At 72.4% G+C, this 17902-nt stretch carries 18 protein-coding genes and 1 pseudogene; 12 read left to right on the top strand and 7 right to left on the bottom strand.

Annotated elements, in window-relative coordinates; all coding sequences use genetic code 11:
- The first annotated feature begins 158 nt into the window (after positions 1-158).
- The 5 genes from AB0P24_RS42755 to AB0P24_RS42735 all read left to right on the top strand — a co-directional run bounded on the left by AB0P24_RS42755 (position 159) and on the right by AB0P24_RS42735 (position 5805).
- A complete protein-coding gene (locus AB0P24_RS42755; protein WP_365803960.1) occupies positions 159-1856 on the top strand; it encodes a sensor histidine kinase in 1698 nt (565 codons plus the stop codon).
- Positions 1853-2542, top strand: a complete 690-nt coding sequence (locus AB0P24_RS42750) for a response regulator (RefSeq protein ID WP_365803958.1) — start codon at positions 1853-1855, stop codon at positions 2540-2542. Before AB0P24_RS42755 ends, AB0P24_RS42750 begins: the two co-directional genes overlap by 4 nt.
- Before the next feature lie 146 nt (positions 2543-2688).
- The gene (locus AB0P24_RS42745; protein ID WP_365803956.1) at positions 2689-2928 is read left to right on the top strand and encodes a response regulator transcription factor; all 240 of its coding nucleotides are present in this window, start codon (positions 2689-2691) and stop codon (positions 2926-2928) included.
- Between the two features lie 252 nt (positions 2929-3180).
- Entirely contained in the window at positions 3181-4959 is a 1779-nt protein-coding gene (locus AB0P24_RS42740; RefSeq protein WP_365803954.1) for a hypothetical protein, read from the top strand.
- Between the two features lie 387 nt (positions 4960-5346).
- Positions 5347-5805, top strand: a complete 459-nt coding sequence (locus AB0P24_RS42735) for a nuclear transport factor 2 family protein (protein ID WP_365803952.1) — start codon at positions 5347-5349, stop codon at positions 5803-5805.
- A gap of 89 nt (positions 5806-5894) precedes the next feature.
- Here the strand turns inward: AB0P24_RS42735 and AB0P24_RS42730 are convergent, their stop codons facing one another.
- The 4 genes from AB0P24_RS42730 to AB0P24_RS42715 are packed head-to-tail and all read right to left on the bottom strand — an operon-like array spanning position 5895 to position 8377.
- Positions 5895-6038, bottom strand: coding sequence for a hypothetical protein (locus tag AB0P24_RS42730; RefSeq protein WP_365803950.1), 144 nt, complete (start codon positions 6036-6038; stop codon positions 5895-5897).
- A gap of 58 nt (positions 6039-6096) precedes the next feature.
- Positions 6097-7026, bottom strand: a complete 930-nt coding sequence (locus AB0P24_RS42725) for an MBL fold metallo-hydrolase (RefSeq protein ID WP_365803948.1) — start codon at positions 7024-7026, stop codon at positions 6097-6099.
- Positions 7023-7562, bottom strand: coding sequence for a flavin reductase family protein (locus AB0P24_RS42720; RefSeq protein ID WP_365803946.1), 540 nt, complete (start codon positions 7560-7562; stop codon positions 7023-7025). Before AB0P24_RS42720 ends, AB0P24_RS42725 begins: the two co-directional genes overlap by 4 nt.
- Positions 7563-7591: 29 nt before the next feature.
- Positions 7592-8377 (bottom strand): SDR family NAD(P)-dependent oxidoreductase, encoded by a 786-nt coding sequence (locus tag AB0P24_RS42715; RefSeq protein WP_365803944.1) that lies wholly within the window; start codon positions 8375-8377, stop codon positions 7592-7594.
- A gap of 233 nt (positions 8378-8610) precedes the next feature.
- Here AB0P24_RS42715 and AB0P24_RS42710 point away from each other — a divergent pair, with 233 nt between their 5' ends.
- The 3 genes from AB0P24_RS42710 to AB0P24_RS42700 all read left to right on the top strand — a co-directional run bounded on the left by AB0P24_RS42710 (position 8611) and on the right by AB0P24_RS42700 (position 11667).
- Positions 8611-9102, top strand: coding sequence for an SRPBCC domain-containing protein (locus AB0P24_RS42710; protein WP_365803942.1), 492 nt, complete (start codon positions 8611-8613; stop codon positions 9100-9102).
- On the top strand, positions 9099-10238 hold the full coding sequence (locus AB0P24_RS42705; RefSeq protein WP_365803940.1) for a hydrolase: 1140 nt from the start codon (positions 9099-9101) through the stop codon (positions 10236-10238). The genes AB0P24_RS42710 and AB0P24_RS42705 overlap by 4 nt, the downstream gene beginning before the upstream one ends.
- A gap of 163 nt (positions 10239-10401) precedes the next feature.
- On the top strand, positions 10402-11667 hold the full coding sequence (locus AB0P24_RS42700; protein WP_365803938.1) for a cytochrome P450: 1266 nt from the start codon (positions 10402-10404) through the stop codon (positions 11665-11667).
- A gap of 180 nt (positions 11668-11847) precedes the next feature.
- Here the strand turns inward: AB0P24_RS42700 and AB0P24_RS42695 are convergent, their stop codons facing one another.
- The 3 genes from AB0P24_RS42695 to AB0P24_RS42685 are packed head-to-tail and all read right to left on the bottom strand — an operon-like array spanning position 11848 to position 14025.
- Positions 11848-12420 carry a hypothetical protein gene (locus tag AB0P24_RS42695; RefSeq protein ID WP_365803936.1) on the bottom strand — a complete coding sequence of 191 codons (573 nt, stop codon included), beginning with the start codon at positions 12418-12420 and terminating at the stop codon, positions 11848-11850.
- Positions 12413-13702, bottom strand: a complete 1290-nt coding sequence (locus AB0P24_RS42690; protein WP_365803934.1) for an FAD-dependent oxidoreductase — start codon at positions 13700-13702, stop codon at positions 12413-12415. The genes AB0P24_RS42695 and AB0P24_RS42690 overlap by 8 nt, the downstream gene beginning before the upstream one ends.
- Positions 13702-14025 (bottom strand): 2Fe-2S iron-sulfur cluster-binding protein, encoded by a 324-nt coding sequence (locus AB0P24_RS42685; protein WP_181802140.1) that lies wholly within the window; start codon positions 14023-14025, stop codon positions 13702-13704. The genes AB0P24_RS42690 and AB0P24_RS42685 overlap by 1 nt, the downstream gene beginning before the upstream one ends.
- 167 nt (positions 14026-14192) lie before the next feature.
- Between AB0P24_RS42685 and AB0P24_RS42680 the strand changes: the two are divergent.
- From AB0P24_RS42680 to AB0P24_RS42665, 4 genes and pseudogenes are all read left to right on the top strand, one after another.
- Positions 14193-14543 (top strand): annotated as a pseudogene (locus AB0P24_RS42680) (MFS transporter); the annotation flags it as partial.
- Between the two features lie 65 nt (positions 14544-14608).
- On the top strand, positions 14609-14998 hold the full coding sequence (locus tag AB0P24_RS42675; protein WP_365803993.1) for a hypothetical protein: 390 nt from the start codon (positions 14609-14611) through the stop codon (positions 14996-14998).
- Positions 14999-15019: 21 nt separating this feature from the next.
- The gene (locus tag AB0P24_RS42670; RefSeq protein WP_365803932.1) at positions 15020-16447 is read left to right on the top strand and encodes an alpha/beta fold hydrolase; all 1428 of its coding nucleotides are present in this window, start codon (positions 15020-15022) and stop codon (positions 16445-16447) included.
- Positions 16448-16588: 141 nt separating this feature from the next.
- Positions 16589-17818: a cytochrome P450 gene (locus tag AB0P24_RS42665; protein WP_365803930.1), complete on the top strand. Its 1230-nt coding sequence runs from the start codon at positions 16589-16591 to the stop codon at positions 17816-17818.
- Positions 17819-17902 lie beyond the last annotated feature (84 nt).

Here is a 17902-nt window from a genome sequence, read left to right as displayed (position 1 = left end):
TCATCCGTATCCCGCGTTAGCCGTGTTAGCCGGAGTTCTGCTCGTTCTGCTCAGCGATCCGGGGGTGGGCAGAAGGCCGGGGGCGGGGGCACAATCGCGCCACCACGGGTACGGCGCAGGGGCCGCGCCCGGCAGTCGTACGGCGGGCAGAGACACCTGTGAAACCCACCTGTATCCCGATCATCGGCCGTGGCGGGAAGGGGAGGCTCTCCGCGCGGATTCTGGCCAACCAGATGGTCATCCTGGCGCTGACCGGGCTGATCGGTTTCGTGCTGTTCGCCTTCGCGCAGCGCGGCGAGATCGACCGCGCCTACGAGCAGCGGGCGCTGGACATCGCGCAGACCACGGCCGCCGATCCGCAGATCCGGCATGCCATGGAGTACGGGGGCGGCGGTGACGTGGTGCAGACCGTGGCCGAACGGATCCGCAAGGCGTCGGGCGCGTCGTACGTGGTCGTGCTCGACCTGCGCGGCATCCGCCACTCCCACCCCGACCCGGCGCTGATCGGCGAACCGACTGGTGATCAGATCGTCGTGCTGGACGGCAGGACGCACGTCGGTACCGACCAGGGCGCGACCGGGCGCTCCGCCAACGGCAAGGCTCCGCTGAAAGGTCCCACCGGCAAGCTGGTCGGCGAGGTGTCCGCGGGCATCCCGGAGCACTATGTGCTGGGCGAGCTGTGGCGCGAGCTGCCGACCTTCGGCCTGTACAGCGCCATCGCCGTCGCACTCGGTTCGGCGGCCGCGTTCCTGCTGGCCAGGCGGCTCAAGCGGACGACGTTCGGGCTGGAACTGGAGGAGATCGCCGGGTTGCTGCAGGACCGGGAGGCGATGCTGCACGGCATCCGTGAGGGAGTCGTCGCCTTCGACCCGGGCGGCAGGATCACGGTGGTCAACGACGAGGCCCGCGACCTGCTCGGCCTCGGCACCGCGCTCGGCAGCACGCTGGAGGAGGCGCTGCCGGACGGGCGGCTGCGCCGCGCCCTGGACGGCACCCTCGCGGGCAGCGACATCAGCGTGCTCACCGACGACCACTGCCTGGTGGTCAACCGGATGCCGGTGGCCCTGCACGGCCGTGAACTGGGCGCGGTGGTGACCGTGCGCGACCGCACCGAGCTCATCGGGCTGCTGCGCGAACTGGACTCGGTGCGCGGGCTCACCGACGCGCTGCGCGCCCAGCAGCACGAGTTCACCAACCGGATGCACACGGTGGCCGGGCTGCTGGACATCGGCGATCACGACGCCGCCTACGAGTTCGCCGTCGAGACGGCCGGCGCCGAGCCGGCGCTGACCGAGTCGGTACGGGAACGGATCGGCAACCCGCTGCTCGTGGGACTGGTCGTCGCCAAGATCACGGTGGCCGCGGAACGCGGGGTGCGGATCGTCCTCAGCGACGACTCCGCCCTGGGCGAGGACCCGCCGCATCTGCGCCGGCTGCTGACGATCGTCGGCAATCTGCTGGACAACGCGATCGACGCGTCGGCGACCGGGGCGGCGCCTGCGGGCGGTGCCGAGGTGCGGCTGTCGCTGATCGAGGCCGTCGACGTGGTACGGGTGGAGGTGGCCGACACCGGTCCGGGCATCCCGCCGGGCACCGCCGAGTCGATCTTCGAGGACGGCTGGTCGACCCGCCCGGACCGGGGCACCGCCCGGCGCGGCCTCGGACTGGCTCTCGTCCACAGGCTGGTGCAGCGGCACGGCGGCACGATCACGGTCAGTGCGGGGCCGGGTGCCGTCTTCACCGTGACGTTGCCCGTGCCCGACACTGCCCTGGCCCCGCAGGGCGCCCTGTTCACGACGGCTCCGCCGGTGCCGGTCGGCGCGCGTGACGGCATCGCAGGAGGTGACCGCTGGTGATCCGGACCCTGGTGGTGGACGACGACTTCCGGGTCAGCCGTGTCCACTGCGACTACGCGTCCCGCGTCAAGGGCTTCGAGGTGGTCGGCCAGGCGGCGACCGTGGCCGCGGCGCTGGACGCGGTACGCGATCTCCACCCGGACCTGCTGCTGCTCGACGTCTTCCTGCCGGACGGCAGCGGACTCGACGTACTGCGCCGGCTGAGCGGGGACGAGGGCGGCGACCGCCCCGACGCCATCATGATCACCGCCGACCGTGACATCGCGTCGGTGCGGATCGCGATGAAACTCGGCGCCGTCGGCTACCTGGTCAAGCCCTTCGGCGCGCCTGATCTCGCCGAGCGGCTCACCGCCTACCGCGAGCTCCAGCACCGTATGGACGCCCTGGGTACGGTCCCGGAGACCGACCAGGCCGATGTGGACGCCCTGTTCAGTGCCGCCCGCCCGCCGGCCGTGCCCCGTGTCCCCGCCAAGGGGCACTCCGCCCCGACGCTGGCCCTGCTGCACCAGACCCTGCGCACCGCGCACGACGCCCTGTCGGCAGCGGAGACCGCCGAACGCACCGGGGTTTCCCGTGCCACGGCTCAGCGGTATCTCTCCTACCTGGTCAAGGAGGGCATGGTCCGGCTCGAACTGCGCTACGGAGCCACCGGACGTCCCGAGCACCGTTACCGCGTCGTGCACTGAACGACCAGGGCAGGGCGACGGGCGGGACCGGGCCCCGGGGTGTCCTGGCGGCGCGGGGGCGGGACCGGGCGAGGCAGCCGACCAGCGCGGCGCACACCGGCGCGAGGGGCACGTGCGGTCCGACGCGGAAGCAGTCCGCGGCGGCGGTGCCGAAGACCCTGCTCGGCACCGTGCCGGACATCACCGTCGTCGAGGAGGCCGTCGACGGCCGCCAGGCCGTCGGCCTCGTCCGGCGGACGGCACCGGACGTGGTCCTCACGGACGTCCGCACGCCCATGCTGGACGGCGCCGAGGCGACCCGCCGGATCGCGAGCGTCTCGCCGTGCCGCGTCCTCATCCTGACCAGCGTGGCGGCGGTAAGAGACGGGTGCCCACCCGGTGGGTGATTTCACGCGAACCGCTTACCGACTACGTCCTTGTAGACGTCGGATGAACTGTGGATGATCGAAACGGGGCGTGCATGCGTCCCCGCCCTGAACGACGGGAGCGTGAACTCCGTGCCGGGGCGGTCGGACGAACCTCCGGCTCGGCGGAACCTCGCCGCCCGAGCTTTCCTCTACCTGATGGAGTGGACGGCTCTCGGGTGGCCGGCCACACGTGGTTGCCGCCCGGCGGGGGCGAGGCAGAGGAGGCAGTCCTTGGCTGACACCCATCGTGGCGGAATGGGCGTCGAGATCCGTCGTCGTGCCGCGACGCACCTGGCGGCACCGCCTCCGACCCGGGCCTCAGCCCTGGGTGTCCCGGACTCCGGGCCCCAGCAATGGCACCGGGGCATGACGCTGGTGGCCACGATCAGCCTGTTCATCGGCACGCGCGCCGCCTGGACCACCGCGATGGCGTCGAGCCCGCCGGTCGCCGCCGTCATCTCGGTCTGCTACGCCTCGATCCTCGTCTGCGCCGTTCTCGCCCTTCTCGTCCGCACCCGCCGGGCGCTGATCCGGGTCGACGCGGCCGTGCTGGTCACCGCCGTCGCGCTGGTCATCTGCGGCTACCTGCTCGACCACGCGGGCACCGACGAAGCCGCTCTGACCTCCCAGGCCGCGGACCAGATCCTGCACGGCCGTCCGGTCTACGGCCAACCGTGGCCCTGGTTGTTCGACACACACGGCGTCGGGATCACCAAGACCATGTCCGGCGGCGCCGACTACACGTACGGCTATCCGCCGCTGACCGCCCTGCTGGCCGCACCGGTGCACGCGGTCCTCCACTCGACGGCGGCCGCGACCCTGGTCCCCACCCTCGCGCTGCTGGCCTCCTCGGTCCTGCTGTGGTTCCTGCTGCCGGCGCCCTGGCGATCCGCCGCGACGGCCGTCTGCCTCGGCTTCGGCCTCCTGCCCCACTACGCCTACGCCGGCTACCCGGCCGTCACGGCCCTCGCCCTGCTCGTCCCCGTCGTGGTCCGCTGGCCCAGCACAGGCGAGGGCGGCCACCTCGGGGCAGGGGGCGTACTGCGGGCTGCCTGCCTGGGCGCCGCCTGCGCGGCCCAGCAACTCGCCTGGTTCCTCGCACCGTTCCTCCTGATCGGCCTGTACGCCGTCCGGCGCGGTGAACTCGGCCCCCGGCGCGCCCTCGCGGTCACCGCCCGCTACACGGCCACCGCCGCTCTCACCTGGTCCGCGGCCAACGCGTACTTCGCCGTCCAGGACTTCCCGGCCTGGCTGCACGGAATCCTGCTGCCTCTTGAGCAGAAGGCGATCCTGCACGGCCAGGGCGTGATGGGCATCTCCTACTACTTCACCGACGGCAGCAGCCGCCTCGACTACTACTCCTACGGCAGCCAACTGCTCCTGCTCGGCCTGCTCACGGCCACAGTGCTGTTCGTCCGGCGGCTCGGCCCGGCTCTCACCGTCCTGCCGTGGCTCGCGTTCTACCTCGCCACCCGCTCCCAGGACGGCTACTTCCTGATGATGACCCCGCTGTGGCTGGCGGCCGCCGCCACCGTCCCGGCCGCCGCGTTCGCCACCGCCTGGCAGCCGCGCCTGCCCCGCCTCACCGGCCGCCGCGCCAAGGCCGTCGTCGCGGCCGGCTTGCTCGCCCCCGCCCTCGCGTGCGTCGTGATCGCCGCCGGCAGTCCGCCGCCGCTGCGCATGAGCCTCACGCCGCACTTCGCCAGACACGGCTCACGTGTCGGTGTCACCGCCATCGACGTCCGGGCCGTCAACACCACCGGTACGGCGCTTGAGCCGCACTTCGCGAGCCGTACCGGTCAGGGCGCCTCCAACTGGTGGACGATCGCCTCGGGACCCGCCGTGCTGGGCCCGCACGCCTCGGCCGACTATCGGGTGGAGCCCGAGGGGGGTTTCCGCGCGATGCCCCGTGGCCACGGGCCGGGCAGCTATCTCATCGCCGTCACCGGCACGCCGATGACGATCACGTCCGCCCGCATCGCGGTCGCCACGTCCGGCGCCGGCACATGACCCGAGCATCCTCGCCGGTCACCGCCGCGCGCGACGATCGGTTGCTCCTGCGGTGAAACGGGTGGTCGTCCTGGCGGCCGGAGCCGCCGGTCTGCTCTTCGCCACCGTACGGCGGGTCCGCCACCTGCTCCGGGCACGGCGCGAACGGCCCGGATGCCCGGCGGCAGCGAACGGCCGGAGCCCACAGAGCATCGGTTGACCGGCGGGCCCTGACGGTGACTGCGGCGTTTCGGGTGATCGCGTCCTGGGGCCTGGATGGGGCGAACGGCCATGTCGCCGCCCGCTCGCCGGGTGAGACCAGCGCTTCTCCAGTGGGGCTGCAGCCGCGCCCGGCAGCCTGGTGGAGACGGCACGGCCATGAGGGCCGCCGTCGCGAAGGGAGTTGCCATGTCTCAGCCGGTCGGGACCCTCCGTCAGCAGGTCACGGGAGACCTCTACGCGGAGGTGCAGACCTTCTACGCCCGGCAGATGCGTCGAGTCGACGCCCTGGACATCGAGGGCTTCGCCGACACGTTCACCGAGGACGGGGAGGTCACGCACGCGGGCGGGCAGCGTCAGCGCGGGCGGGCGGAAATGATCGCCGGGATGCGGGCCAACCTGCCCCGCTACCAGGACATCGCCGTACGGCACTGGTTCGGTCACCTGCTCATCGAGACCGACGCGGCGGACGAGGACACGGTGCGCGTCTCGTACTACACCCTGGTCACCCAGACCGACCGCGAGGGGAAGGTCTCCTTCCAGCCGACCTTCACCGTCGACGACGTCCTGGTCCGCCGGGACGGCCGGCTGCTGACCCGGTCCCGTGTCATTCACCGTGACAGCCCGGTCGCGCCGGCCGCCTCCTGAGCGCGCAGGCCGGCCGTGTCCGGCACGTGGAAGGAAGAGGGGCCCGAGTACAGGGCCCCTCTTCCTTCCACGTGCCGGCCGGCGGTCTCTCAGTCGACACCCCGGCAGATGTGCGACTCGCTCTCGTCCTCGTCGAGGTCCCCGGCCGGCACCAGGAGTGCCCGCGGCGGCACCTCGCCGAGAGCGGCGGGCGGCGACCCGACCCTCTCGTGGTCCTGCAGCAACGTCTCCATCGTCTTCTCCTCTCGGATTCCTCTCGACGACCGATGTCGGTGTCGTCGGTACGTGTGCTCAGGCGTGGCAGGCGGGCAGGCCGCCGTGCAGGGCAACCATCTCCGCGAAGGACGCGGCCACGTCGATACGGGCGCCCGGAGCGAGGCCCTCGAGTTCCGCGTACGCGCGGTGCAGGTTTCCGACCAGCCGCTCGGAGTCCAGGAGCCCGGCGAACCCGCCGAGGTCCGCCTCGCGAGCGGCCTGCAAGGGGCTCAGCCCGCGCCGCAGGCCGTTCTGCGCCAGCTGCTGGACCCGGCGCAGATAGGCCTCCGTCTCGTCGATCAGCTCGGGGCCGCCGACCGCCCCGTGCCCGGGGACCACCACTGCGGGTTCGAGTGCCCGCATCCGCTCCAGGGCCCGCAGCGAACCGGTCACCGAACCCATCAGGATGTACGGAGTCACCCCCGACCACACCACGTCCCCGGTGAACAGCACGGCGCGTTCCGGCACCCACGCCGCCACGTCGTCGGCGGTGTGCGCCGGCCCCACGTGGAGCAGCTCGGTCCGCAACCCGGGGCCGTGCAGCGTTAGTTCGTCGCGGAAGGTGAGCGACGGCAGGGTCAGCGGAGTCTCGCCCCACTCGACGTCCGGCCAGAGCCCGCGCAGGCCGAGCCCCGCCTCCCGCGTGTCGTCCCGGGTCCCCTCGTGCGCGACGATCACGGCGCCCGGCGCGAACTGCCCGTTGCCGAAGGTGTGGTCGCCGTGGAAGTGCGTGTTGACGACGTAGTCGGGACCACCGGGCACGATCCGCTGAACCGCCTCCCGCAGCCGCCGGGTACGTGACTCGGTCGCCGCCGTGTCGACCAGGACGGAACCGTCCCCGCCGGCTATCAGGCCCGCGTTGTTCAGGCACCAGCCGCCCTCCGGCTGCACGAAGGCGTACACCCCGTCGGCGACCGGTACCAGTGAGCCGGGCGGAGCGGTGCGCGGGACCGCCGTCGAGGTCATGCCGCCTCCTCCGTCCGCTCGGCGGGCAGCCGGCCGAAGCGGCCCTGGTGGAAGAGGAGCGGGTCGGGGGCCGAGGGGCCCCCGGACAGCGCGACCACCCGGCCGATCAGCAGGGTGTGGTCGCCGGCGCTGTGCTCCGCGTCCAGCACGCACTCCAGGTACGCCTCCGCCGCGGGCAGCACGGCGTTGCCGGTGACCCCCTTCTTTGCGGACAGCCGCAGCATCGCGGCCGGGCCCTCCGGCCGGTCGGGCCTGCAGAACTCCTGGGCCAGACACCGCTGCGGCTCGGTCAGTATGTTCACCGCGAAGCTGCCGGCACGCGATATCCGCGGCCGCATCCTTCCGTCCGCCTTGACGGACACCAGGATCAGCAGGGGATCGAGTGACACCGAGGTCAGGCTGTTGAGGGTCATCACGATGGTGTCCTCACCGCTGCCCTGGGTGAGCAGGGCGACCCCCGTCGGGAATCGGCCCATCGCGGTCCGGAAAGCGGTCATGTCGGGTTCGGCCAGCAGCGCGCCGGTCACAGCAGTCATGTCAGGACTCCCTTTTCTCACTTGGGCCGTCAGTAGTTGCCGAGTCCGCCGCAGACGTTCAGCGCCTGCGCGGTGATCGATCCGGCCGTGTCGGAGGCCAGATAGCCGACCAGGCCCGCGACCTCCTCCGGGGTGGAGTAACGACCGAGCGGGATCTTGGCGTTGAACCTGTCCTGGATCTCCTGCTCGCTCACGCCGTAGTGGCCGGCGTATCCCTGGCGCACGCGCTGCGCCATCGGCGTCTCGACATAGCCGGGGCAGACGGCGTTCACGGTGATCCCGGTCGGTGCGAGCTCCTTCCCCACCGCCTTGGTGAAGCCGATGACGCCGTGCTTCGAGGCCGAATAGGGCGCGGCGAGTTCGACGCCCTGTTTGCCGCCGGTGGACGCGATGCTGATGATCCGTCCCCAGTCGCCGTCCCGCATCAGGCCGGTGCTCAGCACCTCACGGGTGACACGGAAGGTGCCGTTCAGGTTGGTCTCGATCACGTCGTCCCAGAGGGAGTCCGGCATCTCGGCCGTCACGCCGCCTCCGCCCCGCCCCGCGTTGTTGACGAGGATGTCGATACGGCCGTACTCCGCCACCGCGGCCCGTACGGCCTCCCGGATCTGCTCCGGGGAGGTCACGTCGCAGATCGTCCCCGCCACTTCCAGGCCCTGCTCGCGCAGTTCCTTCACCACGGTGCGCACGTTCTCCGCGCTACGTGCCACACCGAACACCGCGACGCCCTGCCGGGCGAGCAGCTCGGTCACGGCCAGGCCGATCCCGCTGGTCGCGCCGGTGACGAAGGCAACTCGTCGTCCCGCGTCCGTCATCGTGCTCTCCCCATCGCTCGTGTCGACCGCTCGTGTCGACCGCTCGTGTCGATTTCCGGTCCGAGTGGGTCGACGGTGGGCCCGTCACCTTGCGGGTCCCTGGGTCCGCGGTGGAGTCCGGCCTGAGCTGTCGGCTTCGAGCCGTACTCGACAGGGGGCCTAGCGCGACCGCTCAGCGTGGGCGTATTCGACGCGGCGACCGGGCGGACACCCGGCTGGAGCTAGGAGGCCCCGTGCCCGAGCAGACGCAGACCCTGCCCGACGTAAGGAAGTCGGTGACCGTGGCGGCGACGCCGGACCACTGCTTCAAGGTCTTCACGGAGCGGCCCGCGCAGTGGTGGCCGCCGAGCCACATCCTGGTGCGCAAGGAGCGGGCCGGCCTGGCCTTCGAACCGGGTGTCGGCGGACGCTACTTCGAGTGGGACGTGGAGGGCAACGAGGTCCCCTGGGGCCGCGTCCTGGAATGGGTGCCCGGCCGACGCCTCGCCATGACCTGGCGGATCGACCCCAACTGGCAGTCGATCCCCACGGACGAGGGAGCCAGCGAGATCGAGGTCGACTTCGAGACCGTCGACGAGGGACACACCCGGGTCTCGCTCGCCCACGTCAAACTGCACCAGCACGGTCCGGGTGCCGAGCGGATCTTCAGGGCGCTGGACGGGCCGAGTCCCGGCGAGACCCTGGAGCGCTTCGCCCGCGCCGTCGCCGACGGGGCCGCGGCATGAGCGTCGACGGCAGCGTCATCGACGCCCCGGTCGCCGTTGCGGCCACCGGACTGCTCCCGGCCGCGGGTGAACTGAGCACGCTCGCCGCCCGGCACGCGGCCGACGCGGACGCCACCCGCAGCCTGTCCCACGAGGTTGTCGACGCGATACGCGCGGCCGGCTTCGCCCGGCACTTCGTGGCCGCGCGTTTCGGTGGCACCGAGGGCTCGTTCGACGAGCTCACCCGTGCCGTCGTCTCGGTCGGCGAGGGCTGCGCCGCCTCGGCGTGGTGCGCCTCGCTCGCCGCCTACTCGGCGCGCTTCGCCTCCCACCTGCCCGACGAGGGCCATCAGGCACTCTGGGGCGGGAGCCCCGACACGGTCGTGGCGACCGGCCTGATGCCGGCCGGACGGGCCAGGCCGGCGGACGGCGGCTGGCTGGTCACCGGCCAGTGGGCATACGTCAGCGGGGTCGACTTCGCGGACTGGGTGATGGTGTGCGCGGCGGTGGCAGGCGGGGAAGGCCCCCCGCAACTGCGCTTCTTCACCCTGCCCCGCGGCGCGTACACCGTGCGCGAGAGCTGGGACAGCGTCGGCATGCGGGCCACCGGCAGCCACACGGTCGTCGTCGAGGACGTGTTCGTACCGCGGCATCTGTCGTTCGACCGTGCCGACATGCTCACCGGGCGCAACGCCGTCTCCGACGTGCCCGCCCACAACGTGCCGTTCCAGGCCGTCGGCGGGCTCACCTTCATCGCCCCGGTCGTCGGCGCGGCCATCGGCGCCCTGGCCGCCTGCGCGGGATCGATCACCGGCCGGCGCCGCAACCAGACCGCCGAGCTGACCGTCGTCCGCGCCTCCGGCCGGATCGACGCCGCACGCCATCTCGTGGCGGAGAACGCCGCTGTCCTGGACGGCCGGCTCTTCACCCCCGAACACATGGCGCGCAACGAGCGCAACGCGACGTTCGCCGCCGAGACGCTCCGGGAGGCCGCCGCCCTGCTGGTGGGCGCGGCCGGCACCGGCGGCCTCGGCGAGGGGCACGCCCTGCAGCGCTTCTGGCGGGACATCACGTCCGCCACCAGCCATGTGGCGCTCCAGTACGACACGGCCGCACGCAAGAACTACTCGGCGGTGCTGCTCGGCCCCGAGGGGTGAGCCGCCTCGGGTGAGACGCGGGGGCGTTCGGGACCACGGGTCCCGGACGCCCCCGAGGCGTGTACCGGGTACTCCAACTCGCTCCAGAACGAGGCGACTTGGCCTCCAGCAGCGGTGTCTACGGTGAGGCCTGACCCGTGACACCCCAAGCGGAGGTTCCCTCGTGACAGTCACCCAGGAGACAGCCCCCCAGGAGACGGCGCCCCAGGGCACCGGCTGCCCGGTGGCGGGCACGTTCCCCTTCAACGGATCCAGCTACCGCGGCCCGGCCCCGGCGTACGGCCGACTGCGTGCCGAGCAGCCGGTGGTGAAGGTGCCCACCGCGGGGGGAGTGGACGCCTGGCTGGTCACCCGCTACGAGGACGTGCGCCGGCTGTCCGCCGATCCCCGGCTCAGCCGGGCCCAGGCCTGCGGTGAGGGCGCCCCCAGGGTCGGCGGCACGATGCACACCACACCCGAGATGATCATCTCGCTGGACGCGCCCGAGCACTCCCGGCTGCGCAAGCTGGTGGCCGGCGCCTTCACCATGCGGCGGGTCGAGCGGATGCGGGAGAACGTCCAGCGGGTCACCGACGAACTCCTCGACGACATGCAGGCCAAGGGCGGGGTCGTGGACCTGGTCCAGCAGTTGGCGGTGCCGCTGCCGCTGACGGTCATCGGTGAACTGCTCGGCGTGCCGGCGCAGGACCTGCGGGAGTTCGAGCAGTGGGCCCGCGCGTTCGCCACGGTCGACGACCGGGCGGGCGGTGCGGCGTCCCTGCACGCGCTCGGCAAGCTCAGCGAGTACATCGTCGGGCTGATCGCCGAGAAGCGGGCCGCACCCGCCGACGACATGCTGTCCGAGCTCATCGCGGCCCGGGACGACGACGACAGGCTCAGCGAACCGGAGCTCGTCACCTTCGGCTTCACGCTGATCGGCGCCGGTTTCGACACCACCGCGAACCAGCTCGCCAACTCGGTGCTGGCACTGCTGGCCGACCACCCGGACCAGTGGCGCCACCTGGTCGAGGACCGCTCCCGCATCGCACGGGCCGTGGAGGAACTCCTGCGGCACGTCAACCTGTTCGCCACCGACACCTCCGGGTTCCCGCGGATCGCGGCCGAGGACATCGAGGTCGGCGGCGTGACCATCCCCAAGGGCGAGGCCGTACTGCTGTCGCTCGCCTCGGCCAACCGGGACGCCGAGGTCTTCCCCGACCCGGACCGGCTGGATCTGGCCCGCGAGCGCAACCCGCACATCTCCTTCGGCCACGGCATGCACTACTGCCTGGGCAAGCACCTGGGCCGGATGGAGATGGAGATCGCGCTCGACGGCCTGGTGCGGCGGTTCCCGGATCTGCGGCTCGCGGTGGCGGAGGGCGAACTGCCCTGGCACACCGGGGAGATCAACCACACCCTGACCAGCCTTCCGGTGGTGTGGGGCGACTGAGGCGGCCCTCCGGGGCGCACGCATCGGCGAACGGTCCCGGCCACCGAGAAGGTGGCCGGGACCGTTCGCCGTCACAAGGGCCGGGCACGAGAGCGGGTACGCGCACGCCCGCGCCCCGGCTCGGGGGAGCCGGGGCGCGGGCGATCCGGTGCGTACGAGGCGGCCTCGTACCGTCGGCCGTCAGGAAGAGGGGAGGGCGGACACCCAGGTGCCGGAGCTGTCGACACTGATCGGGCCCTCGGGGGCCTCGCCCGGGTGGGCGGTGACGAAGGCGTACGCGACGGTGGTGAACGTCTTGCCGGTTATCCTGCCCATGTGCACGGCCTGGACGACACCGGGAATCACGCCGCCCTCAGCGCCCCCGTGGGTGACGTAGAAGACGAAGGAGCCGTCCTCGCGCTCGTTCCAGAAGCCGCTGGCCGCGTACAGCGGGTTGCCGCTGTCGTCGATCGGGCCCTCGGCCGTGAGCTGGTGGTCGGCGTGGAAGGTGAACCGCGGGGTGGTGGTCGACACGGCGCCGTCGGGCGTGTGGACGTTCACCGTGAGATCCCAGACACCGGCCAGCGACACCCGGTGGGCTCTGTGGTGCGAGGTCTCACCCGCGGTGGCCGCGGCGGCGCCGCCGGTGCCGACCAGGACGGTCAGTACGGCGAGCCAGAGGCCCAGGATCCGGAGGGCGACCGGTCGCGGGCGGCGCGACACGGCAGGGGCGGAGTGAGCCGGGCGCTCCGGCGCCGACGTGGTCTCAGACATGAGCGGTCTGCCTTTCCTCGGAGGTTCTCGATGGTGCGGACGGTGGAGCAGAGGTGGGGCGGGTGAGGTTCTTGAGGTCGAAGCCCGGCTGCCGGACCGTCTCGGGCGACAGGTCCGTGCCCGCCGCCAGCAGCCGGCGGGCGATACCGTGGTCGGCCGGCCGGTTCACCGACTCGACGCCGATCAGCCGCCCGCCCCGGAAGCAGAAGACCGAGAACCTGCCGCCGTCCGGGTCGCCCACGGTCACCGTGTCGTCGTGGTTCGCGGTGAGCCCCGCGATCTGCAGGCGCATCGCGTACTGCTCGGACCAGAACCACGGGAGCGCCGTGTACGGCGCGGGCTCGCCGCATATCGCGGCGGCCACGCACCTGGCCTGGTCGGAGGCGTTCTGCACGGACTCCAGCCGGATGTGCCGGCCGGCGTGGGAGCTGGGGAAGCGGGCGCAGTCGCCGAGCGCGTAGATGTCCGGGTCGCTGGTCCGCAGCGATGCGTCCACGACGACTCCGTCACCGACCAGCAGATCCGCGGCCGCCGCCAGCGAGGTGTCGGGCAGGACACCGACGCCGACCACGACCAGGTCGGCGGCGATCCGCTCACCGCCGTCCAGCTCCACGACCTGGACGCGGCCCGCGTCGTCGCCGTACAGCGCGGCCACCTCCCGTTTCAGCAGCACCCGTACCCCCTGCGCACGGTGCTCGGCGACCAGCCGGGCCGACATCCCACCGGTCAGGGCACGGGCCAGGGCGCGTGGCTGGGCTTCCACCACGGTCACGTCATGACCGAGGCCGCGTGCGGTGGCCGCCACCTCGAGGCCGATGAACCCGGCGCCGACCACGACGACCCGGACCGGCGGCCCGCTGAGCCGCAGCCGCAGGTCCTCCGCGTCGGCCAGCCCCCGCAGTGACGACACCCCGGCCAGCGAGGCGCCGGGCACGGGCAAGGCGCGCGGCCGGCACCCGGTGGCCAGGACCAGGGCGCCGTACGGCAGCCGCAGCCCGGACTGGAGCGAGACGGTGCGCCGCTCCCGGTCGATCGAGACGACCCGCTCGCCCGTCATCAGGTCGATGTCCTGCGCGGCGAAGAACTCCGGGGGCCGCAGAGCGGTCTCCCCGGCCGGCACCGCCGCGGTGAGATAGCCCTTCGACAGCGGCGGCCGGTGGCAGGGCCCCGGCTCGTCGCCGATCAGTGTCACGCGACCCCGGAATCCGCGAGCGCGCAGGGCGGCCGCGGTGTCGACCCCGGCCTGGCCGGCACCGACCACGATCACCGAGCGCGGGGCCATCAGCTCTGCGCCTCGGGCAGATGGACCAGGAGTCCGTCGATCTCGTCCGAGACCGGCAACTGGCAGCTGAGCCTGCTGAACTCGGTGCGCTCGCAGGCGGTGCCGTACAGCACGTCGTCCTCGACGGAGTCCATCACGGGCAGCGGCAGGGTGTTCGCCTCGTCGACGTACACATGGCAGGTGCCGCACTGGGCGGAGCCGCCGCACTGGGCTTCGATGCCGTCGACGTTGTTGAGTTTCGCTCCGCGCATGACCGTGTTCGGGGCCTCGACGTCGACGACGGTCACGGTTCCGTTCGGATGTTTGTAGGTGATCTTGGCCATGGCGAGCTCTCCTAGTGGAATATCGGCCGGCCCTGGAGGTATGGCATCGGACTGTGGCGAGGACCTCTCCAGCGCCGGTGGAGCATGTCTGGACCGGATCCGGCCACTCCAGCCGGCTGCCACCCGCCCTCGATCCGGGATCCATCGGCCGCACGCAGCGTGCCCGCATGACTCTGACGGATCGGACGCGTGAGGCGGTCTCGCCACCGGGCCCCGGCCCCGGCCGCCGGCTCGGACCGGTGCCGGCCGCCTGCTGCCTGGGCCAGTTCATGAACGTGCTGGACGCCTCGGTGGTGAACGTGGCGCTGCCCGTCATCTCCGACGACCTGCACTTCGACCAGCACAACCCGCAACTCGTCAACAACGCCTACACGGTGGTGGTCTGCGGCTTCCTGCTGCTCGGCGGCCGGCTCGCGGACCTGTTCGGCCAACGCCGGATCCTCCTGTGCGGGGTCGGCCTGTTCACGCTCGCCGGTGTGGTCGGGGGAGCGGCCGGCACGCCGGTCACCCTGGTCCTGGCCCGCGCCCGATCCTGCTGGGCGGCCTCGCGCTGTCCGGCACCGCGCTGTGCCGGCTGGCCCGGGTGGACGGCAGCGCGCACTACCTCAGCGATGTGCTGGGGCCCGCCGTGGTACTCGGCTTCGGCATGGGCGCGGTGCTCAACGCCACCACGAACGCCGCCACCGCCGGACTCGGTCCGGAACAGGCCGGGCTGGCCGCCGGGCTGCTCAACACCACCCGTCAACTGGGCAGCGCGGTGGGCCTGGTGACCCTGGCCGCGCTGGCGGCGGGGCGAGCCGATGCCCGGTCGGCGGCCGGGGCGAGCACGACCGAGGCTCTCGCGGCCGGTTACGGCCTGGCCCTCTCCGGAGCCGCGCTGTTCGCCGGGGCCGGGCTGGTGGCCGCCCTGTTCGTCCCGGTCCGGAAGCAGTCCAGCACCCCTCAAGGGGACACCGAGAGGGTGGCGGCCTGACGAGAACGGAGGTTTGCGGTGGTGAGCGAGTTCTGCACACAGCGGCTGCAATGGTCGCCCGCACCGGACCAGGACCAGGTCGAGTACGCGACGATCGAGGTCCCCCGCGACTACGCCGACCCCGGGGGTGAACGGATCTCGCTGGCCCTCAGCCGTCGCCGCGCCACCGACCCGGCGCGACGCCGCGGCATTCTGCTGGCCGTCAACGGCGGCCCCGGCGGAGACTGGGGAGGCGGCCGGGACCTGCCCGGCCGGTACGCCGGCACCCCCCTGCACGAGGTGTACGACCTCATCGGCTTCGACCCGCGCGGCACCGGCGCGTCCACACCGCTGTACGCCGAAGTGACCGTCCCCGCCGTGACCATGGACTCCCGCCCGCCGGACAGCTCCTTCGAGGCGATCGCCGAGGACATGCGCCTGCGCGAGCAGGCCTGCGCACGGGCCGGGGGTACGCTGCGCCCGCACATCAGCACCCGTAACACCGCCCGCGACATGGACGTGATCCGCGCCGTCCTGGGCGAGGAGCGCATCAGCTTCGTCGGCTACGCCTACGGCGCCTACGTGGGGGCCGTCTACGGCAGCCTCTTCCCGGGCGGCCTGGACCGGCTCGTGCTCGACTCCTGTGTCGGCCCGGACTGGACCTGGCGCGAGCAGTTCCTCCAGCAGGGCGACGCCGTCCAGCGCAATGTCGACCTGTGGGCCCGCTGGACCGGTGAGCGCCACGGCACCTTCGGCATCGGCACCTCGCCCGAGCAGGTGCTCGGCACGGTGGAGGACGTGGTCACGGCGCTGGAGGCGCTGCCGGAGGACGCGGTGCGGCTGCGGACGCTGTTCGACGGCGCGGTGGGCAACCGGGCGAGCGACCGCGGCCAGTGGGGCGAGCTCGGCTCTCTGGTCGCGGATCTGCGCCGGGCGGCCGCCGGGGCCGACCTCGGCCGCTGCCGGGAGCTGCTGGCCCAGCAGGGCACCTGGCGGCCCGCGGACAGCGAGGGCGACCTGCGCGTCGGCGTACTGGAGGCCATCACTCTGGAGCATGCGTGGCCGTCCGACCTGGAGGTCTACTACCAGGACATGCGGGAGTTCCGGAAGCGGTTCCCGTACGGGTACGGCGTGCTGCGGGCCCAGCCGTGGGTGGGCGCGTTCCGCGCGTTCGAGGCCCCCGAGGAGCCGGTCGCGCTGACCCGGGACGGCTACTCCGTGGGCCTGATCGTGCAGGCCGACGGGGATCCGATGGACCACTACGACGGCGGCGTGGCCATGGCCGAGCGGCTCGGCCACCATCTGCTCACCGTCGAGGACTCCGGGGAGCACGAGGTGTACGTACTCGCCGGCAACGCGCACGTGGACGCGGTCGTCCACCGCTACCTGGTCGACGGCGTGCTGCCGCCTGCCCGGTCCTCCTGCCCGGGCCGGACACCACGTCCGGACATCGCCGCGGACGTGGCCTGAGCCAGGCCGGACCGGCGAACCGCGGGGCGCCCCGGGAGCGGGGCGCCCCGCTCGTGCCGGGAGTCGAGCCCGAAGCAACCGGCCTTCCAGCGGCCCCTTCTACGGTTTCGCACAACCGTGTCCGCCCATGGAGGTGCCGTCTTGTCCGCGACCGATCAGGCCCAGGAAACGCAGGTGTTCCCCCTCTCCGGCTCGTCCTACCGTTGCCCCGCCCCGCAGTACGCCCGGCTGCGGGCCGAGCAGCCGGTGGCCCGGGTGCGCACCGAGGGCGGAGTGGACGCCTGGCTGGTGACCACCTACGAGGAGGCTCGGGAGGCGCTGGCGGATCCCCGGCTGAGCCGTGCCGAGACCGTGAAGCCGGGGGCGCCCCGGATCGGCGGCGCGATGACCTCGACGCCGGAGATGATCATTTCGATGGACGGAGCCGAGCACTCCCGGCTGCGCCGACTGGCCGCCGGGGCCTTCACCGCGCGGCGCATCGAGCAGATGCGGCCCGGCATACAGCGGATCGCGGACGGGATGCTCGACGACCTGGCCGGGGCCGGCGGCCCCGTCGACCTGGTCGAGCGGTTCACCGTGCCGCTGCCGCTGACGGTCATCGGCGAGCTGCTGGGCGTACCGATGCGGGTGCTGCGGCTGTTCGCCCAGAACGCACGGGACTTCGTCACGGTCGACGACCAGGGCGAGGACTCGGACTCGGTCAACGGCCTGGCGAAGCTCAACGAGTACATGGTCGAGGTCGTCGCGGAGAAGCGGGAGAACCCCGCGCAGGACCTGCTGTCGGATCTGATCGCGGCCAGGGACAGCGGCGACAGGCTCAGCGAGCAGGAACTGGTCACCTTCGCCTTCACTCTCATCGGCGCCGGTTTCGACACCACGGCCAACCAGCTCGCCAGTTCGGTGCTGGCGCTCATCGCGCACCACCGCGACCAGTGGACATGGCTGGCCGAGGACCGCTCCCGGATCCCCAGGGCCGTCGAGGAACTGCTGCGGCACGTCAACCTGTTCTCCACCGACTCGGCCGGCAATCCGCGCATCGCGGTCGAGGACCTGGAACTCGGCGGTGTGCGGATCGCCAAGGGCGACGCGGTGGTGATCGCGATCTCGTCCGCCAACCGGGACGAACGGGTCTTCGCCGACCCGGACCGGCTGGACCTCGGCCGTTCGCACAACCCGCACCTCTCCTTCGGACACGGCATGCATCTCTGCCTGGGCAAGCAGCTGACCCGTATGGAGATGGAGATCGCGATCGACGGGCTGGTCCGTCGCTTCCCCGACCTGTCGCTCGCGGTACCCGAGAGCGAGATCCCCTGGCACCCGGGCGGCATCAACCACGCCCTGGGCAGCCTGCCGGTCACCTGGGGTTCCTGAGAAACGGCTGCCGAGGACGGCTTGGGGCCCCCGCGCCAAGGCGGGGGGCCCGAGCCGTCCGGGGGGCGTCCGGGGGCCCGCGGG

The sequence above is a fragment of the Streptomyces sp. NPDC086519 genome, assembly GCF_040686075.1.
Taxonomy (GTDB): domain Bacteria; phylum Actinomycetota; class Actinomycetes; order Streptomycetales; family Streptomycetaceae; genus Streptomyces; species Streptomyces shenzhenensis.
The sequence above is the reverse complement of the archived record's forward strand: the minus strand, read 5'-3'. Positions and strand labels throughout refer to the sequence as shown.

Coding starts and splice junctions, on each gene's coding strand:
- AB0P24_RS42685 (WP_181802140.1), bottom strand. CDS start 14,025: ATGGCCAAGATCACCTACAAACATCCGAACGGAACCGTGACCGTCGTC.
- AB0P24_RS42715 (WP_365803944.1), bottom strand. CDS start 8,377: ATGACGGACGCGGGACGACGAGTTGCCTTCGTCACCGGCGCGACCAGC.
- AB0P24_RS42725 (WP_365803948.1), bottom strand. CDS start 7,026: ATGACCTCGACGGCGGTCCCGCGCACCGCTCCGCCCGGCTCACTGGTA.
- AB0P24_RS42735 (WP_365803952.1), top strand. CDS start 5,347: ATGTCTCAGCCGGTCGGGACCCTCCGTCAGCAGGTCACGGGAGACCTC.
- AB0P24_RS42690 (WP_365803934.1), bottom strand. CDS start 13,702: ATGGCCCCGCGCTCGGTGATCGTGGTCGGTGCCGGCCAGGCCGGGGTC.
- AB0P24_RS42720 (WP_365803946.1), bottom strand. CDS start 7,562: ATGACTGCTGTGACCGGCGCGCTGCTGGCCGAACCCGACATGACCGCT.
- AB0P24_RS42705 (WP_365803940.1), top strand. CDS start 9,099: ATGAGCGTCGACGGCAGCGTCATCGACGCCCCGGTCGCCGTTGCGGCC.
- AB0P24_RS42730 (WP_365803950.1), bottom strand. CDS start 6,038: ATGGAGACGTTGCTGCAGGACCACGAGAGGGTCGGGTCGCCGCCCGCC.
- AB0P24_RS42695 (WP_365803936.1), bottom strand. CDS start 12,420: ATGTCTGAGACCACGTCGGCGCCGGAGCGCCCGGCTCACTCCGCCCCT.